This is a genomic window from Elusimicrobiota bacterium (assembly GCA_016722575.1).
GTDB lineage: Bacteria > Elusimicrobiota > Elusimicrobia > FEN-1173 > FEN-1173 > JADKIY01.
Window position 1 is genome coordinate 328,239 of record JADKIY010000001.1, and the last position, 19,206, is coordinate 347,444.

A 19,206-nucleotide genomic window follows, 5' to 3' on the forward strand; every position below is an offset into this window, starting at 1 on the left:
GGAGGAAAAGGGTGAAAAGGGGCGTTTAAGGCGCGGGGGCCGCCGGGGGGGAAGCTTGATCTTTTCCTTTCAGGGTGAGGACGGCGATTTCGGGGGGAACACCGAGGCGCACGGGAAGGACGCTGGTCCCGACGCCCGAGGTAACGAACATTAAACGATCGTCTTCTCGGATCAACCCCGACACGTAGCGTTGGCGATAGCGGGACGGAACGATGGGCGCGCCCAAAAACGGAAGCCGCACCTGTCCCCCGTGGGTGTGGGCCGCCAGGGTGACGCCGTTGAGGCGGGGGATTTTCGGAAAGAGGTCCGGTCCGTGGGTGAGAACCACCGTGGGCTCTCCGTCGGGAATATGGGCGAGCGTTTTGGCCACGTCGGGTCGGCGGGTCCATTCGTCGGCCAGTCCCGCGATGTGCACCCGGCGTCCTTCCACCGTGATCGTGGCCACTTCGTCCTCCAGAACCTCAAACCCGGCGTGCTCCAGCGCCGCCCGAAGGCGGGGGCCGTTGTACCACCAATCGTGGTTCCCCAGGACGGCGAAAACTCCCTGGGGCGCCGAAAGCCCGGACAGGGCGTCGGCCACCGTTTCGGGCTCCATGAAGCGGCCCCCGAGGACGCCCAAAATCACGTAATCCCCCAACAGCGCCACCACGTCCGGTTTCTGCCGGTTCGCCAATTGAACCAGGGATTTTATTTTCTTAACGGTGATGTAGGGCGCCCCGCCGTGAATGTCGCCGATGGCCACCACCCGCAGGGGCCGACCTCCCGGCCATCCGGGCAAATCGATGTCCACCCGCTTAACGACCAGGCGGTTGGGTTCCAGCCAGAAGGCGTAAAGTCCCAGGAGCGTCAGGGCCAGAAGGATGGCGGCGGGGATGCCGTACGTGTAGCGGCGGCGAACGTCCCACACGCGGTCGGTCAAGCGGCGGGGCAAACGCCGCCGTTCGCTTTTTATCCGTCGAGGTCGCGCGAGGGGAGAGTCCATGGGGGGGGCTTCCCCGCGATTATACCTCTCCCGGAACAAAAAAAGGGCGCCCCCCCTTGACAAATTCACGGAAGGGTGATACTTTCTACCTGCGGTTGCCCACGTGGGCATTTAAATTTCGCAATTTCGGCCCGGCCAACCAACGCCGGCCCCGACAGGAGGATCATCCATGGGGATTTGGAAGGCACGGAAGGCCGCGGGGGTTTTGGCGTCGGTGTTTTTGGCGGTGGGCGGGGCGCGGGCGGAGTGGGCCGGATTGCATCCGGCGAACCAAAGCGGGCCGGCCGAGGCGTACCGGCTCAATTGCGGGGCGGAAAACTTTGATTTCACGGACGGCGGGGGGAACTGGTGGATGAAGGACGAGTCTTTCACCTCCCTTTACCGGTGGGGGTTCATGAGCGGGCAGGCCGGCGGTCAAACGGCGGCCGACATTCAGGGCACCACGGACGACGCCGTTTATCAGACCCACCATTTCGGTCCCGCGGGCATGGCCTACCGTTTTGAAGTCCCCAACGGGCGATACACCGTCAAACTTCATTTTGCAGAAACCTACTGGACCGAGGCGGGCCAGCGGGTTTTTGACGTCCAAGTGGAAAATCAGTTGGTGCAAAATGTGGACATCGTCGCTCGGGCCCCGGGGCAGAACCGGGCCTACGTGCTGACCTTCACCGCGGACGTGACCGACGAAGCGCTCGACGTGTCGTTCCCCCGGGTGGTGGCGGACATGGCCATGATCTCCGGCATTGAAGCCCAAGTGGTTTCGGTAACGAATGACAATTTCCTGGGTTTCGTCGAACGAAAACTCTTTTGGCTCTTTTGGAATGAAACCAACCCCTTAACGGGATTGATCAGCGACCGGGTGGACAATTGGCGTCCCCAAACCGGCGGGGCGGCCAGCATCGCGTCCACCGGATTCGGCTTAAGCGCCTTGACCATCGCCGCCCAACGCGGATGGGTTCCCGCGAATCAAGCTCTCCAGCGAATTAAAAACACTCTGGCCACCTTCGCGGGGTCCTCCTACGCCCAGCCGGGGCAAACCGTTTTTCTTCCGAACCTTCAGGGCTTTTGGTACCACTGGGTCGACCGGAACACCGGCGCCCGCGCGTGGGATTCCGAAGTGTCCACGGTGGATTCGGCCATTTTCCTGATGGGGGCCTTGGAGGCCAAGGAATATTTTAAAACCGACGCCACCGTCGTCGCCATGGTGAACGCCATCCAAAACCGGATGAATTGGACCTGGTGGCTCAATCGAGTGCCCGCGGGCCAGGGCGATCCGGCTTGGGAAGGCCAGTTCGTCACCATGGCCTGGGTGCCCGAGGTTCGCAACGACTCACATTACTACGCCGCCGATCCCTCCATCGGAGGGTCCTTCACCCGGGCCCGGTGGAACGGATACTCGGAAAGCGTTTTCGTCAATCTTTTGGCCATGGGCGCCCCGGTCAACGCCATCAGCACGGCGGCCTGGACCAACATGGGACGATCCTGGGTGGATCAATACGGCTACACCAACATCCATCAGGGGCCCCTTTTCGAGCACCAGTACCACCACCTCTATTACGATTTGGCCAACAAGCACGACGCTTTTGTCGATTACGGTGAAACCACCCGCCGCGCCACCCTGGCGAACAAGAACTATTGCCAGACCGTCCCGGGCTACGCCGCGGACCGTTGGGGCGTGACCTCGGCGGACAATCCGGCCACGGACCAATATCGGTTCGATTACGGGGTGCCCCCCGGGGCCAGCGGCGACGGAACCGTCGCGCCGACGGCCGCCCTGGCCTCCGTCGTTTTCACCCCGACCGAGTCCATTCGGGCCGCCCGCCACATGTACTTTCAGTATAAACACGATATTTGGGGCCGCTACGGGTTCACCGATTCTTTCAACGTCAACGCCCAGGCGCGGTCCGCCAGCGTCCTCAGCTTGGACAACGGGGCCATGCTTCTCGCCATTGAAAATTACCGATCGGGGCTGATTCGCAACACCTTTGCCCGCACGGCGACCGCCACGTTGGGGTTGTCCCGGACGGGTTTTTCCGCCTACGACGGCAAACCCTACTACCCCGCGTCTTCGTACATCGCGGGCAATCTGCCGGCCTATGCCTTTGACGGCAATCCGGCCACCCGCTGGGAATCCGAATGGTCCGACAATCAATGGCTGGCGGTGGACTACACCACGCCCCGTTTGGTGAACCGGGCCCGCCTCACCTGGGAAACCGCGCACCCGGCCCAGGAACGCATTGAATATTCGGCCGACGGCAACACCTGGACCGCGGCCAGCGCCACGGTCAATTCCGACGGCGGGGACGACACGATCACCTTTCCGGCGGTTCGGGCCCGCTTTTTCCGAGTCAAGGGTCTGGCCCGGGCGACCCCCTGGGGCAACTCGCTCTTCGAATGTGTCTTTGACTACGACGCCAACCTTCAACAAAGCACCTACTTCGGCGGCAGCGGGAACTCGGTGGTCAACGACGTCGTGACCGACGCGAGCGGCAACGTCTATGTGGCGGGCATGACCGCCAACGGGCACCCGACCACGCCGGGGGCCTACGACGTGTCCTACAACGGCGGGCTATACGACGCGTTCATCGCCAAGTTTTCCCCGACGGGGCAGCTTATATACAGCACGTTTCTGGGCGGATCCGGGGAAGACCAGGCCGCGGCCCTGGCCGTCGACGCCCAGGGCATCGTCACCGTCACGGGGTTGACCTATTCCGCCAACTTCCCGACCACGGCCAACGGCGTGGATCGGACCCTCGGCGGGGAGCGGGACGCCTTTGTGGCCCGCTTGAGCGCCACGGGCGGCGCCCTCCTCTATTCCACCTATCTCGGGGGCAGTTCCTGGGATTACGGACAGCAAATCGCCCTGGGCCCCACCGGCGATATTTTCATGGCGGGCTTTACCCACGGGGACTTCCCGACCACGCCCGGGGCGGCCCAAACCGCTTTCGGCGGATACGGCGACGCCTACGTCGTCCATCTCTCCACGGGGGGCGCGCTCCTTTACAGCACCTATCTCGGCGGTCAAAGCTGGGACGGGCCGGGCGGCATTGTGGTGGACGGCCAAGGAAACGCCTTCGTGGCGGGGAACACCCATTCGATTAACTTCCCCACCACGGTCGGGGCCTACGACCGGGTGTGCAACAACTGCTCCACCAACTACAGCACCGATGGTTTTGTGGCCAAAATATCGCCGACGGGCACCGGCCTGGTCTTTTCGACCCTGTTGGGCGGCGCGGCGGCTCCCTCGAGCGAAGGGTTGAACGGCGTCGCCTTGGATGCCCAGGGCCGGGTGGCGGTCGTCGGCATCAGCAACGCCGCCGACTTTCCGACCACCTCCAATGCCTATCGCCGGACGGCCTCCGGAGGCTACGACGTCGTGGCGGCGCTCTTAAGCGCCGATGGATCCCAGCTGCTCTACGGCACCTACTTGGGCGGGGCCGGAAACGACCGGGCGATGGACATGGTGGCGGATCCCCAGGGGCGTATTTACGTCTCCGGATTTACGGATTCCACAAACTTCCCAACCACCGCCGACGCTCTCCAAACGGCCCGCGCCGGCGGCGTGGATCTCTTCCTGGCCAAGATCGGCCCCAACGACGGATTGATGTATTCCACCTACCTCGGTGGCACCGGGAACGAATCCCCGGTGGCCGCTCTGGCGGCGGACGGTTTCGGCCGACTTCGGTTGGCGGGGGCCACGGCGTCCAGTAATTTCCCCATGACGGTGAACGCGCCCCAGCCGCTGTTGGCCGGCGGCACCGATGGCGTTTTGGCGACCTTCGCCTCGCTCTATCCCCTGCCCGGGGGCGGCGGCGCTCCGGCGAGGGGCGCTCCCCCGGCCGACGCCGAATTTCGATTGGGCGACGTTTACGTCTATCCCAACCCGTCCACCGGGGCCCCGCCCCGGGTCCACATCGAAGTCGGGGTGGCGGATCAGGTCCGCGTTCGGGTTTATAACACTCTGGGCGAAACGGTGTCGGACGCTCTGCTGACCGACGCGCCCGCGGTGGTGGACGACGGCCAAGGCGCCCAATACGCCTACGAACAAACCCTGGACGCTTCGTTGCCCTCGGGCGTCTATACAGTATCGATCGTGGCCTCCAAGCGCGACCACGACGATCTGCGGGCGCGCGCAAAGTGGGCGGTGGTGCGATGAACGGCGAACGTCGGACGGAGAGGAGAGCGACCATGAAAAAATGGACCGTGGCGATTTTAGCGGCAATGACGGGATCTTTGTGGGCGGCGGAACGACCGGGAGCGGCTTTCTTGTCCATGGGCGTCGGGGCCCGGGCCGCGGCCTTGAGTTCGGCCTACACCGGCGTGGCGGACGACACCTCCGCCCTGTATTGGAATCCGGCGGGATTGACGGGGCTCGCCCATCGGGAGGCCCTCTTGTCTTACGCCGTGAGTTTTTCCGACCTCCGGCATAATTTCGCCGGATACGCCCAGCCCACCCGGCGAGGGGCTTTCGGTCTCGGCGCCGTCTATCTGGGCCAAGGTCGTTTGGAAGGCCGCGGAGCCGATCGGCAGAAAACCGGTTCTTTTGGCGCGAGCGACGCCGCTTTTGTCTTCGGCGCGGCGCGACGTCTGTCCCCGGCCGTGAGCGCCGGGGCGAACCTCAAGTTGATTCGGGAAACCATCGGCTCGGAAACCGCCCAGGGCTACGCCCTGGACCTCGGCGCCACCTTCCAGCCCCCGGTGCGTTGGTTGCGGACCGGCGTGGCGGCGCGCAACCTCGGGCCCGGCATCGCCTTTGCCCGGGAAAAATTCGCCCTGCCGGCGACCCTCACGGCCGGCGCGGCGGCTCGCTTGTCGAACCTGGGCCTGGCGTCCGTCGACGTGGATTATAAGTTGGTGGAAAAAAAGGCCGAAGCGAAAGCCGGGTTTGAGTGGTCCCCCGGCGCCGCCTTCGCCCTTCGGGCCGGTTACGCGTCGCCCCTGGCGGGCGCGGGATCCGGGGCCTCGGGATTTGTCTGGGGGGTCGGCGTCGCCCACGGCCGCTACCGCTTGGACTACGCCATGGTTCCGGGCGAGGGGCTCGGCGACACCCAGCAAGTGAGCGTGCGGGTCGGTTTCTAAGGTTCGTCCGCGGTCCCAGGCCGGGCGCGACTTTTATATCATCCGTCGGGAATGATCCCGACGGAGAACCCGGAACCGCATTGCTGCCACCGTTGTCGGCGCCCATTGGCGCCCGGCACGGGTCGGCCCGTCGCCCTCTTTTTCCGGCTGGCGGCGGCCCTGTCTCTGGGGGCCGTTCACGCCGGCATGTGGTTGTGGACGGATTTAAACAATCCTTATTGCCGATCCTGCCGGCGCTGGGTGTCGTTTCTGGCTCTGGTCCTGGCGTCGATGGTTTTGGGGTTGGTTGTCGCGGGCTTTCGGTGGGCGCTTCGGGAAAAGCTCTTGTTTAACGGCTGAGGCGAACCCCCGCCATTTCAGTTGGGAAAAATTCGGCGGTCGCCCGGCGGCGGCAAATCCCCGGGTCCCCGGGCGCTCAGGCCCAAATCCTTGATCAAACCGTCGGCAATGCCGTAAATCCACCCGTGAACCGACAAAGGTTGACGCCGTTTCCAGGCCGATTGGACGACGGTGGTGCCGCAGAGGTTTAATAGTTGAGCCGTCACGTTCAGTTCCGCCAGGCGGTTGAGCCGGGCTTTTTGGGTCGGCAATCGGGTCAATTCGTCCCGGTGAAGGTTCGCCACGTCCTGCACGTGGCGAATCCAGTTGTCCGCCAGCCCCAGAGAATCCTTCCGCAGAGCCGCCCCCACCCCCCCGCACCCGTAATGCCCGCAGACGATGATGTGTTTGACCTTCAACACATCCACGGCAAATTGAATCACCGATAAACAGTTTAAATCCGTGTGGACCACCAGGTTGGCCACGTTGCGGTGGACGAACACGTCGCCGGGCAGAAGGCCGGTGATTTGATTCGCCGGAACCCGGCTGTCGGAACAGCCGATCCACAAGTAATGGGGGCGTTGCTGGCGGGAAAGTTTCTTGAAAAACGTCGGATCCTGCCGCTGGACCTTCTGGGCCCAACGGCGGTTGTTGTGAAGCAATCGGTCGACGGGGTTCATGGATGTTTTAAAAAAATTCGGAAAGGGAGGGATTCGAACCCTCGGTACGGGTTTACCCCGTACAGCGGATTAGCAATCCGCCGCCTTCAGCCAGCTCGGCCACCTTTCCATGGGGGTTTCGGCCCCTCTGGGGCCGCCCATGGCCCCAAGGCTGCGCTCTTGGGGCCAGATAAATTGGTTCCACTCGGGGTTTCGGCCCCTCTGGGGCCGCCCATGGCCCCAAGGCTGCGCTCTTGGGGCCAGATAAATTGGTTCCACTCGGGGTTTCGGCCCCTCTGGGGCCCGCCCATGGCCCCAAGGCTGCGCTCTTGGGGCCAGATAAATTGGTTCCACTCGGGGTTTCGGCCCCTCTGGGGCCGCGCCTTCCTACAAGCAGGCACGGTGCGTATCCGCACCGCCCATGGCCCCAAGGCAGTCCCTTTCCACACCCTCCGACAAACGGGTGCCTCACCGATCGGCGAGGCAAACAGGGACGGCAGCTATCGCCGCCGTATTCTTGGGACCGGATAAATCAGTTTCCCTTGATCCTTCCACCAACGGTTGGTATTTTACCTTTTCTCTAGGCCTGATTCTGCCGATTGATTTCCCCCTCCCCGGGAGTTATGCTTAGCGAGGAGAAAACCATGGGTCGCAAGCTGTTTAAAACCAGAGGTTTCACCCTCATTGAACTCATGCTGGTGGTGGCCATCATCGGCCTGCTGGCCGCCATCGCCGTTCCCAAATTCGCCGATCTCGTGGTCAAAGCCAAAGAAGCGGTGATCAAAGGGCACTTGGGTGTCATTCGAAGCGCCCTGAGCATTTACTACGCCGACAACGAAGGGCGATACCCTCCCCTGCCTTATGGCATGCTCAAAAACGTGTTGACCACCGGTGGAAAATATTTGGATGAGATTGAGGCGATTTCCATTCCAACCGTGCCGGGCCACCGGGGGCATCCGGAGTTCAACCCGGGCAACGTTTCGGACGCTTTTTTCGGAAATTCCTTAAGCGGTGGCGAATGGGCGTATATCGCCGCCGGGGGTGTACGCATTGTTGTCAATTGCACCCACACCGATTCCATGGGCACCACCTGGAGTTCCTGGTAAACGAACGCACTCCACGCGATTCGTCCACTCAACCCCGCGCCCTCAAGCATTTCCAAATCACGTCGATCGTTTTATGAGATTCGCCGAGGGGGTCCCTTCGCGCTCCGCCGGCGCTCGGGGGCGCCGTTCCGCCCGTTCTTGGCCCATTTTTCCCGGTGGCGGCGAATGATCGCCGTGGCTTCTTCGACGGTTTCCACGCAATGGGGAATGACCAGATCCCGGGGGTCGGCCAAGGGCGGTTTCGCGCCGAGCATGTGCCGTCGCGCCCAGTCCACAAGGTCCGCCCATTGGGCGCCAACGAAAACAAGCGGGGTGTTGTAAATCTTCCGCACTTGAAGCAGTTGCCAGATCATCATGGCTTCCAAAGTGGTGCCGATGCCGCCGGTCACGACCAGAAAGGCGTCGGACAAGAGAACGAAGTGCTGCAAGCGGGAGAAAAAAGTCCGGTGTTCGTAGGACGTTCCGACAAAAGGGTTTGACTTTTGTTCGGCGCGAAGGTTCACCCGAATGCCGATGGAGGATTTTTCGCCCCGGCCCGCCCGAAGCGCCCCTTCGTTGGCGGCCCGCATAAGGCCCGGCCCCCCGCCGGTCACGATGTCGCAGCCCAAACGGGCCAGGGCCCAGGCCAGTTGGCCGGCGTGGCGGTACGCCTCGGTGCCCGGACGGGCTCGGGCGGAGCCGAAAATAGTCACCCGGTAACGGGGACGCCGTCGTGGGCGGAGGCGGGCCAAATCGTCGACGGCCTGCCACAGCTTGAAAATGGAGTCGCCGACCACGCGCTTGGCGAATTCTTCATCGGAAAAATAAACGATTTCGGGTTCGGACCGGCGCATCCCGCTATTCTAGCTCTTCGGGGAAAGGCCGTTGACAGTCCCGGCTTCCGGGGCTACGTTTAAGGCGGACACGCACGATGGAAAACATTCAATATCAACGCGCTTTCGTCCCGCGGCGGCGCCTGTTCCTCAGCGCCAGCTTTCAGGGAAAACTGCTTTGGGGCATTGCCGCCGCCACGTTGTTGTCCGCCGTGCTGCTGGCCGTGGACTACTATGTTTTCTTCGGCCGCAACGTTCCCACCAGCCCCTGGGACCCCGAAATGGTGTGGATTTTCCTCAAAGCCAACCGTCCGCTGATCATTCAATTGGTTGTTTTCGTGACCGTCCTCTGCTTCATCACCATCGTTTTGACCCACCGGGTCGCGGGGCCGCTCTACAGCCTTGAAAAATCCATCAAAATCGTCCAGGAAGGCAATCTGGTCCACCGCGCCCGATTCCGAAAAAAAGACGAGCTCTCCCATCTCCGCGACGCGTTCAACGCGATGCTGGAGGCCGTCCACGGCAAGGTCCTGAAGGACCGAGACGCCGTGGCCGCCGCCCGCCGGGAGATCGAACCCCTCCTGGCCCGGCCCGACCTCAACGCCGAGACCAAAGCCCAGCTGGAGCGGATCAAATCCCATTTGGAATCCGTCACCCGCGGATTCACCCTTTAGCCCCCGATCGTCCCGCCCCAAAAAAAACGGGCCGGCCCCGCCGAAGCGGAACCGGCCCGTCGTCTTTTGTGAAATTACTTTTTCGCCAGGATCCCTTCGATCACCAGGTCGATCTTGACGTCGTTGGCGACCACCAAATTGCCGTTGTCCAGGGTTTTGCTCCAGCTGACGCCGAAGTCCTGGCGGTTGATCGTCAATCCGCCTTCCACGCCGATGCGGGTGTTGCCCCAGGGGTCCTTCACGGGGCCGCTGAGGGTGAAGGGAATCTTCACGTCCTTGGTCACGCCTTTGATGGTGAGTTTGCCCGCGGCTTCATACCCCAGGCCCTGCTTCAGAATTTTGGTGCTTTCAAAGACGATATCGACGTTCTTGGCGGAGTCGAAGAAGTCCGGCGAACGAAGGTGATTGTCCCGGTCGACGTTGCCCGTGTTGATGGAGGCGGTTTTGATCGTGACTTTGACGGAGGATTTGGCAATGTCCTTCGCGTCGTATTGAATGGTGCCCGAGTAATCCGTGAACTGGCCCTTGGTGGTCGTCACCATGAGGTGTTTGACGGAAAAACCAACGGACGAATGGGCGTTGTCGATGGTGTAGGTGTCCGCGGCCCGGAGCGCGCCGGCGGCGGCCAAAACGACGGAGAAAACCAAACTTTTGCGAAACATGAAGCCTCCTTGATTGCGGGTTCGAGGAAAACGTTGCGTCAAAATTAACGCGCGGGTCCGGAAAAAGTTCCCGTTGTCGGGCCCGTTTTTCGGCGAACCGCCCAAATTATATAACTTCCGCCTCCGCACAAAAGCAGAAAGGCCACCAAACCCACCAACAAATCCGATCGGTTGGACGCGAGCGATTCGTGCATTAAAATCAGGTCAATTTTGGTAGCCGTTTCGTCCGCCAAAACTCCCGTGATCAGAAAATCCCCCGCGTCCAACACCTCGCACTGGAAAAGCGATCGAGGTTCCGGGCCGGCGCCCTCGGGAGAGACAAGAACGGGAACGGGAAGACCGGTCACCGATTCCTGGATGGTCACGTTCATCAGCGGCGCGCGGCCGCCGGGAAGGGGGCCGGCGGGGACGCCGAAGTAAACGCCGGGCGACAATCGCAACGTTTTACTCCCCGGGAGGGTCAACCGGTGGGCGCCCCGCGTCGCCCGGCGGAGCACGTCGCCGCCCGCCACGGAAAGAACGATGAGCCCCAGGGCGATGAGCCCCGCCCCGAGGAAGGTGCCCCATCGACGAAAATTTGCCGCGGGCCGCGGTCCGGCGGGGGGGAGGCGTTGCCAGGAAGGAGTGCTCATGGGATGTCCTTTAAGAGAGATGTCGGCCGCCGTCGACGCGAAGCGTCTCGCCGGTCACAAAATCCGTTTCAACCAAAAAAAGAACGGCTTTGGCCACTTCGGCCGCGCCGCCCCAACGGCGAAGCGGGGTGGCCTCGATCACTTCCCGGTGGGCCGCCCGGGAGAGGCCGACGGGGGCCAGAATGGGCCCCGGCGCGATGGCGTTCACCAAAATCCGGGGCGCCAGTTCCAACGCGAGCGTTTCGGTCAGCCCTTTCACGGCGGCTTTGGCGATGTAATAGGGGCCGTAGCCTTGGTAGCGGGGGCGGCCCGAGGCGGCCACCCAATCCGAAAAATTGACGATGCGACCGGCCCCGGTTTTCTCCATGAGCGGGGCGGCCAAATGGGCCAGGCGGTGGGCGCTTTCCAAATCCACGGACAAGGAACGCCGAAGCGCCCGTGACGCCGCCCCCGGCCGGCGCAGAGAGGCGAGCGGCGTTCGTTCGTAAAGGGACGCCATGTTGACCAACACGTCCAGGCGGCCCCACCGACGACGAACGGCGTCCACCAAACGCCGGGCGTCGGTTTCCCGGGTCACGTCGGCGCGGACGATCATCGCCTCCCCGCCCCGGGCCAAAACGGCGCGGGCGGTTTTTTCGGCGGCGGATCGGGAGGACCGGTAGGACAGGGCCACGCGGCATCCCCGTTCCGCGAGGGCCTCGGCCACGGCGCTCCCCACCCGGGCCGCCCCCGTGATCAAGGCTGTTTTCCCTTGGAGGTCCATAAAATTAATTCGGGAAACCTTTTTCCGGATTTCCATCCGCCAGGGCTTCCAAAACGGTGATCGAAGGGGCGCCCGCCACCCATTCGGGAATCCGGCGCAGAAGTTCCCCGATGTGGGAGGACGCCATGTGCCGATCGATGTCCGGTTGGCCCCGCCACCGTTCCACGGTCATGAAAAAAGCGGGGTCCGCCGCGTCCCGATGGACGACGTACATCAAACACCCCTCTTCGCGCTGGCTCTCCCGGGCGACCCGCCGGAGGGCGTCCTCCAATATTTTTTCGGATCCTTTTTTGGCCCGGGCCTGGGCCACCACGGTCAACGCGCGCACGGCGCCTCCTTCGCAACGAACCGACAAGTGATTTAAGCAAAAAAGATAGAATTTGCGGGCCGTGAAGATCCCCGACATTCTCGCTCAGAAACGCCCCGCCTTTTCCTTTGAATTTTTTCCTCCCAAAACGGACGACGACGCCGCTCATTTGCTGGCCACCGCCCGCCAATTGAAGGAATTGGACCCGGCGTTCATCTCCGTCACTTGGGGCGCGGGGGGAAGCACTCGTCGGAAAACCCTGGACATCGTGAGCGCGGTGAAAAAGGATTTGGGCGTGGAAACGATGGCCCACCTGACCTGCGTGGGGGCCTCCCGGGAGGACATCGACGGGGTTTTAACCGAGATTCGCCAGCGCGGCATTAAAAACGTCCTGGCCCTCCGGGGAGATCCCCCGAAGGGATCGACCGCCTTTGTGACCCACCCCGGCGGTTTCTCCCACGCCAACGAATTGGTCGCGCACATTAAGAAATTCGGGGATTTCTGCGTCGGGGTGGCCGGCTATCCTGAAAAACACATCGAAGCCCCGTCCTTCGAGGCGGATTTGGACAACCTGAAGCGGAAAATGGACGCCGGGGCGGATTTTATCATCACGCAACTTTTCTTCGGCAACGACGACTTCCTTCGTTTCCGCGACAAGGCCTCGGCCCGGGGCGTCGTCGCGCCGATTCTGCCGGGGATCATGCCCGTGACGAACGTCGGACAGCTGAAACGTTTCACCACTCTCTGCGGCGCGAAGATTCCCAACGAACTCCTTCAGCGTTTGGAGGCGGTGCAGGAAGACGCCGAAGCGGTCATCCGCCTGGGCGTCGCCCACGCCGTTGGCCAGGGCCGCCGTCTGTTGGACGCCGGTGTGCCGGGAATCCATTTTTACACGCTCAACCGATCCCGCTCCACCGCCGACGTTTTAAAAGCCCTCCGCGCTCGCTGATCAATTCCCTCTTCCCGTCCAATCCCAGGGGCTTGACCCAGGGTCCCGGGGGGCCTACCCTTATTTTATGAGATGGAAACCACTGGTCGAGGTTCTGGGTTTCTATGGATTGGTCCTGGCGGCCATCTGGGGCGGACAATCCTTGAACCTTCACGGCCAGGTGTGGATCGGGGCCGTTCTTCTGTTGGGAGCCACCGTCGTTTCGAGTCGAAAACACGGGGACGGGCGGGAACGTCTGGGATTGGGGCGGAACACTTGGCGACCCGCGACCCGTTTGACCCTTCTATACGCCGGGCCGGTTTTGCTTCTTTTGGGTATCGCGGCTCTTTCCCGTCCCGCCCCGCCGTGGCCCAAGATTCTATTTGGTCTGGCGGGTTACCCCCTCTGGGCCTTCGCCCAGGAATACGCCCTGCTTAGTTTCGCTGCCAATCGGTTGGAGGAAGGTTTGGGTCAAAAACCGGTGTTGGTGGCGACCGTCAACAGCGTTCTTTTCGCGGCGGTGCACGCGCCGAACCCGGTCCTCGTGGGGGCGTGTCTTTTAAGCGGGTGGGCATTCACAAAGATATTTCTCAGAACCCGAAACATTTTGCCCCTGGCCCTGGCCCACGCCCTGGGAGGATTTCTATTGAGCTGGATACTGCTCCATCAATACAACGGAATGATGGTGGGCCCCGCTTATTGGAAATGGGCCGGTGTTCCCGGGCCCCATCCTTAACCCGGTTCACCAAGCGCTCCAGGTCGAACCCTTGCTGTCGGTGTGGCTGCAGTTCACTTTGACGAACCCGGGGAGTCCGAAGAAGGCTGGCCCGATAAGCATACCTGCCGAAAGGAAAGCGTCCGCGTCCACGCGCAGACGTTTTGCGTCGTGATAGAACCAAGTGTTGCCGGAATCGTTGGGCGGGTTCCGACCAAACGGCGTTGTTCGTCGTGTGGGTGCCCGCGGGGATGAGGGCGGTCGGGATGGAATCGAGATATTTTCCGCCGAGGGTGAGGCCCCCGAGCGTGCGGGGGTAGACATCCAGATTGTCGACGTAATAAATCGAAATCGCGCTTCGGATGGTCCCTACGGGGCTTGCCGCGACCTTTGAGGCGGCTTCGGCTTTTCTCACGAGATCGGCAAATTCTGGAGGGCGATGGCGGCCAACAATCCAATAATCGCCACCACCAACATCAATTCAATCAATGTGAAAGCCGAAATTGAAAACGGAAATAATCGAACCCGATGGAGAAAAGTCCGCCGGGATCGCCCAGATTTGCCGATCGCCGCATCAAAAATTCTGGAAACATGGAGTTTCATGGAGCCTCCCCCCATCAGCCTAGGCCCCAAAAAACACCCTGTCAAGTCAGCGCATTTTAATATTTAACGATCGGAGCGTTTACCAAGTGCTCCATGTTCGGGAGGTCGAGTCCGTGTGTTCGCAATTAATGGCCAAATAGCCTTGGTTTGGGTTGTAACGATAAGCGGCGCCGGTGTTGTCCGTGCAATCCCATTCGGAACAGTTGGTCCCCACCAAATTATTGGCCGCGTGCCCCGGGTAATTGGGAATTTGAACCAGCGGCATTTCACTTAAATAGCGATTTCCGCTGGTCAAGGCGACGCCGAGGTCGATGGGGAAGGTCCCCTCGGTGTCGGCGTAATAAATGCTGATGGCGCTTCGAATCGTTCCCAGCTTGCCCCGCAAGGCCGCCTCCCGGGATTTCCCCAGCATATTGGAAAATCGCGGGAACGCCACGGCGGAAAGCAGACTGATGATCGCGACCACAATCATCATTTCCACCAAGGTAAACGCTCCCGGGGACCGGCGATTCATGGGCTCGATTTCGCGGAGTCGTCCACCGAACTTTCGGTGGGTTCGCCCAATCGAAAGCCCTTTTTCACTGTGCATTGCAAATGGACGTCCACGGCCTGCACGTGCGTGCGAACCCATCCCAGGATGAAAAATTTTAATTCTCTGGCCAAATCCGGCGTGGGGCCATTGATCTCGAATTCTTTCTTCAGCAACGCAAATTTGTTTGAAAATTCGCGGTGTTCGGCCTGGTTCAAGCACAGGGCCGCGCAGCGCCCTTTGGCCATGGTCCGCTCCTCGCATCGGAAATGTATTCGCGCGTAGGATTCCAATTCGCCAAACGAATCGCGGATTCCGGAAAGATCCGCCCGGTCGAGCGCCTCGATCAATTTGTTCATCAAATCGAAAAGGCGTCGATGTTGGGCGTCGATCAATTCAACGCCCGTCCCATAAAGCAATTTTGTCCAACGAAGGGCCAAGGGGTTCCTCGTTTAAAGTTGACATGGATACGCATCGAAATTATCGGTATTTGTTGGGTTTATTGAAGGCGATTCGGGGAATTTCGACAAAAACAATCAACAAAATAAACGATTCTATTTCTATATATGTTTTTGTTTGTTGGGGGATTGTCTGAGGAGGAAAACAGCCGCCTGGGATGCCGCGTGGCTTATTTCCGGGTCAAATTGCCATGGGTCCCATATCCGACCGCAAGAATCGACGTGAGCGCCATCGACCGGAACATCGAACGCCGGAACGCCGCGCCCGAAATTCGAATCCCGGGGAAAGGAATATCTTAGTCGAGCTTCTCAAGCACCGCGGCGCGTTCAATCCCCGTTGCGATTTCCCGAAGGATGCCCAATTTCAAATAAATCGGCCGGATGGCCCGGCGAAGATCGGGAAGTTGGCGAAAAAACCAAAGGGCGCCGAGAACGCACCCCAGGCCCCCCAGACGAAGGGTCCAGGGAGCGCCCACGCGATCCGCCAATCCGCCGGCCAAAAGGCTTCCCAGAGGCGCCGTCCCCAAAAACGCGAAGACAAACAAACTCATGACCCGCCCGCGCTTGTCATCGTCCACGATGGTCTGTAAAACGGTGTTGCTGGCGGCCATCTGGGTCATGAAGCCAAAACCCGTGACCATCATTAAAAATAAGGAGAGCGGGAGCCGGCGCGAAAGGGAAAAGAGAATTAAACCGACGCCAAAGGTCGCCGTGGCCCAGGGGACCACCCGGGTGAGCCCGATGACCGACTTTCGCGCGGCCAACCAGAGCGCCGCCAGGAGGGCGCCCGCGCCCGCGGCGGCCATCAAAAATCCCAACGTGTGAGGCCCGCCGCCCAAAAGTTTTCCGGCAAAAATGGGAACCAGCACCGTGTAGGGAACCCCCACCAGGCTGGTCAACGCCAACAAGGCGATGATGGATCGAAGAGGCGGAAAACCGAAGGTGTAGCGCCAGCCTTCCCGAAACTCCGCCAGGGCCGTCGTGGGGCGATTCATCGCCGGGCGCGGCGTCAAACGCATGGCCACCAGGGAGGCCAGCACCGCCACAAAGCTCACTCCATCGGCAAAAAAGCACCATCCCTCGCCCACCCACGCAATGACCACGCCGGCGATGGAAGGTCCCAAAAGACGCGCGGCGTTGAACATGGAGGAATTGAGCGCGATGGCGTTCCCTAAATTTTCTTTTTCCTCCACCAGGGAGATGACGAAGGATTGCCGGCAGGGCATTTCAAATGCGTTGATGAGGCCCTGAAGGGCGTTCAAGGCGATCAACCACCCAATGGTGATATGGCCGGTTAAAGCGAGGGCGGCCAGGGCGAAAGATTGAAGCATGGAGAAAATCTGGGTCGCGATCAGCAGCCGGTGTTTGTTCCATTGGTCGATGTAAATCCCGGCGATGGGCGAAAGCACCGCGGCCGGGATTTGGCTGGAGAACCCCACGATTCCCAGAAGCAAGGCCGAACCGGTCAGGCGATAAACCAACCACACCGTGGCGGTGTTGGTCATCCAGGTGCCGATGAGGGAAACCAATTGGCCGGCGAAAAAAAGCCGGTAGTTCCGGTATTTGAGCGTCCTCAGGAGAAACCAAAAACGGAAAGGACTCCGGCGTTGATCGGTGGTCGGCCGTTGGTCGAAGTCCATGAGGAGATTTTACCTGTTAAAAGGATCTTCCGTCGGGCCGGCGTTCAGCTCTCGGGTCTTCGGCAAAAGGACGCCGGCCAAAAAAACACCGGCGGGATTCTTGGGAATCCCGCCGGTGGCGTTGAAGTTTAAGCGCCTCGCGGCGCCGTTGATTTTAGTGGGACGGATTTCTTAGAAATCCCCTCCGCCCATTCCCCCGGGCCCCCTCACATCGCTACGGGGACCTGGGGCGGGCCAGAGGCCCGTGGGCGTCGGAGTCTTAGAAGTCCCCTCCGCCCATTCCCCCGGGCATCGCCGGAGCGGCTTGTTTCTTCTCCGGGATGTCGGTGACGAGAACGTCCGTGGTCAGGAGAAGGCCCGCCACGCTGGCCGCGTTTTGAAGCGCGCAACGCGTGACCTTCACCGGGTCCACGACGCCCTGCTTGAGCAGGTCGCCGTACTCGTTGGTTTCGGCGTTGTAGCCGAAGTGCGGGTCGGGGTTCGTGCGGACCTTGTCCACGACGATGGAGCCGTCCACGCCGGCGTTTTCGGCGATGGTGCGCAGAGGGTCTTCCAGGACGCGCCGGATGATTTTGATGCCGGTCTCTTCGTCTTGGTCGGTCCCTTTGAGGCCGTCCAGGGCTTTCTGGGCGCGCAGGAGAGCCACGCCGCCGCCGGCCACGATGCCTTCCTCGACGCCCGCGCGGGTGGCGTGCATGGCGTCTTCCACTTTGAATTTCTTGGACTTCATTTCCGTCTCGGTCGCCGCGCCCACTTCGATCACGGCCACGCCGCCGGAGAGCTTCGCCAGCCGCTCCTGCAGTTTTTCCTTGTCGTAGTCGGAGGTGGTCTCTTCGATTTGCTTTTTGATCTGCGCGATGCGGCCTTTAATGGCTTTCTCGTCGCCCTGGCCGCCGACGATCGTGGTGTTTTCCTTGTCCACGACGATGCGGGTGGCGCGGCCCAGCATGTCGATGCCGGCCTTGTCGAGCTTGAAGCCCTTCTCTTCGGTGATGACTTGGCCGCCGGTCAGGATGGCGATGTCTTCCAGCATTTCTTTGCGGCGGTCGCCGAAGCCCGGGGCTTTGACGGCGGCGCAGCGGATGCGGCCTTGGATCTTGTTGACCACGAGGGTCGCCAGGGCTTCGCCTTCCGCGTCTTCCGCGATGAGGAGGAATTGCTTGCCCTGTTGGAGGATCTTCTCCAGGAGGGGGAGCAGGTCGTTCATGGCGGCGACTTTCTTGTCGGTGATGATGATGAGGGGGTCGTCCAGAACGGCTTCCATGCGCTCCGCGTCGGTCACGAAGTAGGGGGAAATATAACCCCGATCGAACTGCATGCCTTCGACGGTCTTGACGATCGTGGCGGAGGTTTTGCCCTCTTCCACGGTGATCACGCCGTCTTTGCCGACTTTGAGGATGGCGTCGGCGATCTTCTGGCCGATTTCCTTGTCGGAGGCCGAGATCGTGGCGATCTGGGTGATTTCGTCTTTCGCCTTGGCGTCGATGTTGATCTTTTTGGCGTTCTTTTCAGTTCCGCCACGACGGCTTCCACGGCTTTGTCGATGCCGCGCTTGACGTGGGTGGAGTTGGCGCCGGCGGTGATGTTGCGGAACCCTTCGGCGATGATGCCCTGGGCGAGTACGCAGGCCGTCGTCGTGCCGTCGCCGGCCACGTCGTTGGTCTTGGAGCTCACTTCGCGGACCAGCTGGGCGCCCATGTTTTCAAAGGGGTCTTCCAGTTCGATGTCCTTGGCGATCGTCACGCCGTCGTTGGTGACGGTGGGCGATCCGAATTTCTTGTCCAGCACCACGTTGCGGCCCTTGGGGCCCAGCGTGGCTTTCACGGCGTCGGACAGTTTGTCCACGCCGGCTTTGACGGCTTTGCGCGCGTCGTCGCCGTACTTGATTTGTTTGGCCATGGGATTCTCCTAAATTATTTGGATTCCAAGATGCCGAGGATGTCGTCCTGATGCATGATCAGGTATTCGTCCCCGTCGATCTTGATTTCGGTGCCGGAATATTTGCCGTAGAGGATCCGGTCCCCGGCTTTGACGTCCATGGGCAGGACTTTGCCGTCGTCGGACACTTTGCCTTTGCCGGCGGCGACGATTTCGCCTTCCTGGGGCTTTTCCTTCGCGGTGTCGGGGATGATGATCCCGCCGCGTTCCTGTTTCTCTTTGTCCAAGGGCTTGACCAGCACCCGGTCGCCCAGAGGACGGATTTTCACTTTGGTGAGAACCGCGTCAACCATGCTAGTTTCCTCCATTGCTGGCAATCAGTTAAACCGATTGCTAATTAAATTTCGAATAAAATGCCACGGACCCCGGAGGGCCTTGTGGCTCTTTTCCGTCGATAAATG

Annotated in this window: 19 protein-coding genes, 1 tRNA gene and 1 pseudogene; 7 read left to right on the forward strand and 14 right to left on the reverse strand. The window is 61.3% G+C overall.

Annotated features, from left to right (window positions below; translation table 11 throughout):
• Positions 1–25: 25 nt before the first annotated feature.
• Positions 26–982: a metallophosphoesterase gene (locus IPP68_01450; GenBank protein MBL0349030.1), complete on the reverse strand. Its 957-nt coding sequence runs from the start codon at positions 980–982 to the stop codon at positions 26–28.
• Between the two features lie 169 nt (positions 983–1,151).
• On the opposite strand from IPP68_01450, the gene IPP68_01455 reads away from it, so the two are divergent.
• The 3 genes from IPP68_01455 (at position 1,152) to IPP68_01465 (ending at position 6,400) form a co-directional block, all read left to right on the forward strand.
• Entirely contained in the window at positions 1,152–5,138 is a 3,987-nt protein-coding gene (locus IPP68_01455; GenBank protein MBL0349031.1) for an SBBP repeat-containing protein, read from the forward strand.
• Between the two features lie 32 nt (positions 5,139–5,170).
• Positions 5,171–6,061, forward strand: a complete 891-nt coding sequence (locus IPP68_01460; GenBank protein ID MBL0349032.1) for a PorV/PorQ family protein — start codon at positions 5,171–5,173, stop codon at positions 6,059–6,061.
• 105 nt (positions 6,062–6,166) lie between these two features.
• Positions 6,167–6,400, forward strand: coding sequence for a hypothetical protein (locus IPP68_01465; GenBank protein MBL0349033.1), 234 nt, complete (start codon positions 6,167–6,169; stop codon positions 6,398–6,400).
• A gap of 17 nt (positions 6,401–6,417) precedes the next feature.
• On the opposite strand, the gene can is transcribed toward IPP68_01465, so the two are convergent.
• Complete coding sequence (gene can, locus IPP68_01470) at positions 6,418–7,059, reverse strand: carbonate dehydratase (GenBank protein MBL0349034.1); 642 nt, start codon at positions 7,057–7,059, stop codon at positions 6,418–6,420.
• Positions 7,060–7,077: 18 nt separating this feature from the next.
• A tRNA-Ser gene (locus IPP68_01475) sits at positions 7,078–7,168 on the reverse strand.
• A gap of 526 nt (positions 7,169–7,694) precedes the next feature.
• Between IPP68_01475 and IPP68_01480 the strand changes: the two genes are divergently transcribed.
• Positions 7,695–8,144, forward strand: coding sequence for a type II secretion system protein (locus tag IPP68_01480; protein MBL0349035.1), 450 nt, complete (start codon positions 7,695–7,697; stop codon positions 8,142–8,144).
• A 71-nt stretch (positions 8,145–8,215) separates the two neighbouring features.
• Here IPP68_01480 and IPP68_01485 read toward each other — a convergent pair whose 3' ends face one another.
• Entirely contained in the window at positions 8,216–8,977 is a 762-nt protein-coding gene (locus tag IPP68_01485) for an LOG family protein (GenBank protein MBL0349036.1), read from the reverse strand.
• 77 nt (positions 8,978–9,054) lie between these two features.
• Here IPP68_01485 and IPP68_01490 point away from each other — a divergent pair, with 77 nt between their 5' ends.
• Complete coding sequence (locus IPP68_01490) at positions 9,055–9,630, forward strand: methyl-accepting chemotaxis protein (GenBank protein ID MBL0349037.1); 576 nt, start codon at positions 9,055–9,057, stop codon at positions 9,628–9,630.
• 74 nt (positions 9,631–9,704) lie between these two features.
• Here IPP68_01490 and IPP68_01495 read toward each other — a convergent pair whose 3' ends face one another.
• From IPP68_01495 to IPP68_01510, 4 genes are read right to left on the reverse strand one after another with little or no spacing between them, the layout of a single operon-like run.
• Complete coding sequence (locus IPP68_01495; protein ID MBL0349038.1) at positions 9,705–10,292, reverse strand: polyisoprenoid-binding protein; 588 nt, start codon at positions 10,290–10,292, stop codon at positions 9,705–9,707.
• Between the two features lie 44 nt (positions 10,293–10,336).
• Positions 10,337–10,924 (reverse strand): hypothetical protein, encoded by a 588-nt coding sequence (locus IPP68_01500; protein ID MBL0349039.1) that lies wholly within the window; start codon positions 10,922–10,924, stop codon positions 10,337–10,339.
• A gap of 10 nt (positions 10,925–10,934) precedes the next feature.
• Positions 10,935–11,687 carry an SDR family oxidoreductase gene (locus tag IPP68_01505; GenBank protein ID MBL0349040.1) on the reverse strand — a complete coding sequence of 251 codons (753 nt, stop codon included), beginning with the start codon at positions 11,685–11,687 and terminating at the stop codon, positions 10,935–10,937.
• A gap of 4 nt (positions 11,688–11,691) precedes the next feature.
• The gene (locus tag IPP68_01510; GenBank protein ID MBL0349041.1) at positions 11,692–12,015 is read right to left on the reverse strand and encodes an antibiotic biosynthesis monooxygenase; all 324 of its coding nucleotides are present in this window, start codon (positions 12,013–12,015) and stop codon (positions 11,692–11,694) included.
• Positions 12,016–12,076: 61 nt separating this feature from the next.
• Here IPP68_01510 and metF point away from each other — a divergent pair, with 61 nt between their 5' ends.
• Positions 12,077–12,943, forward strand: a complete 867-nt coding sequence (gene metF, locus IPP68_01515) for a methylenetetrahydrofolate reductase [NAD(P)H] (GenBank protein ID MBL0349042.1) — start codon at positions 12,077–12,079, stop codon at positions 12,941–12,943.
• Positions 12,944–13,010: 67 nt separating this feature from the next.
• A complete protein-coding gene (locus IPP68_01520) occupies positions 13,011–13,658 on the forward strand; it encodes a CPBP family intramembrane metalloprotease (protein ID MBL0349043.1) in 648 nt (215 codons plus the stop codon).
• Between the two features lie 390 nt (positions 13,659–14,048).
• Here the strand turns inward: IPP68_01520 and IPP68_01525 are convergent, their stop codons facing one another.
• The 6 genes and pseudogenes from IPP68_01525 to groES form a co-directional block, all read right to left on the reverse strand.
• The gene (locus IPP68_01525; protein ID MBL0349044.1) at positions 14,049–14,240 is read right to left on the reverse strand and encodes a prepilin-type N-terminal cleavage/methylation domain-containing protein; all 192 of its coding nucleotides are present in this window, start codon (positions 14,238–14,240) and stop codon (positions 14,049–14,051) included.
• A 79-nt stretch (positions 14,241–14,319) separates the two neighbouring features.
• The gene (locus tag IPP68_01530) at positions 14,320–14,754 is read right to left on the reverse strand and encodes a type II secretion system protein (protein MBL0349045.1); all 435 of its coding nucleotides are present in this window, start codon (positions 14,752–14,754) and stop codon (positions 14,320–14,322) included.
• Complete coding sequence (locus IPP68_01535; GenBank protein ID MBL0349046.1) at positions 14,751–15,209, reverse strand: hemerythrin family protein; 459 nt, start codon at positions 15,207–15,209, stop codon at positions 14,751–14,753. The genes IPP68_01530 and IPP68_01535 overlap by 4 nt, the downstream gene beginning before the upstream one ends.
• Before the next feature lie 314 nt (positions 15,210–15,523).
• The gene (locus IPP68_01540) at positions 15,524–16,867 is read right to left on the reverse strand and encodes an MFS transporter (protein MBL0349047.1); all 1,344 of its coding nucleotides are present in this window, start codon (positions 16,865–16,867) and stop codon (positions 15,524–15,526) included.
• 259 nt (positions 16,868–17,126) lie between these two features.
• A pseudogene (gene groL / locus IPP68_01545) lies at positions 17,127–18,766 on the reverse strand (chaperonin GroEL).
• A gap of 14 nt (positions 18,767–18,780) precedes the next feature.
• Positions 18,781–19,098: a co-chaperone GroES gene (gene groES, locus IPP68_01550; protein ID MBL0349048.1), complete on the reverse strand. Its 318-nt coding sequence runs from the start codon at positions 19,096–19,098 to the stop codon at positions 18,781–18,783.
• Between the last annotated feature and the right edge of the window lie 108 nt (positions 19,099–19,206).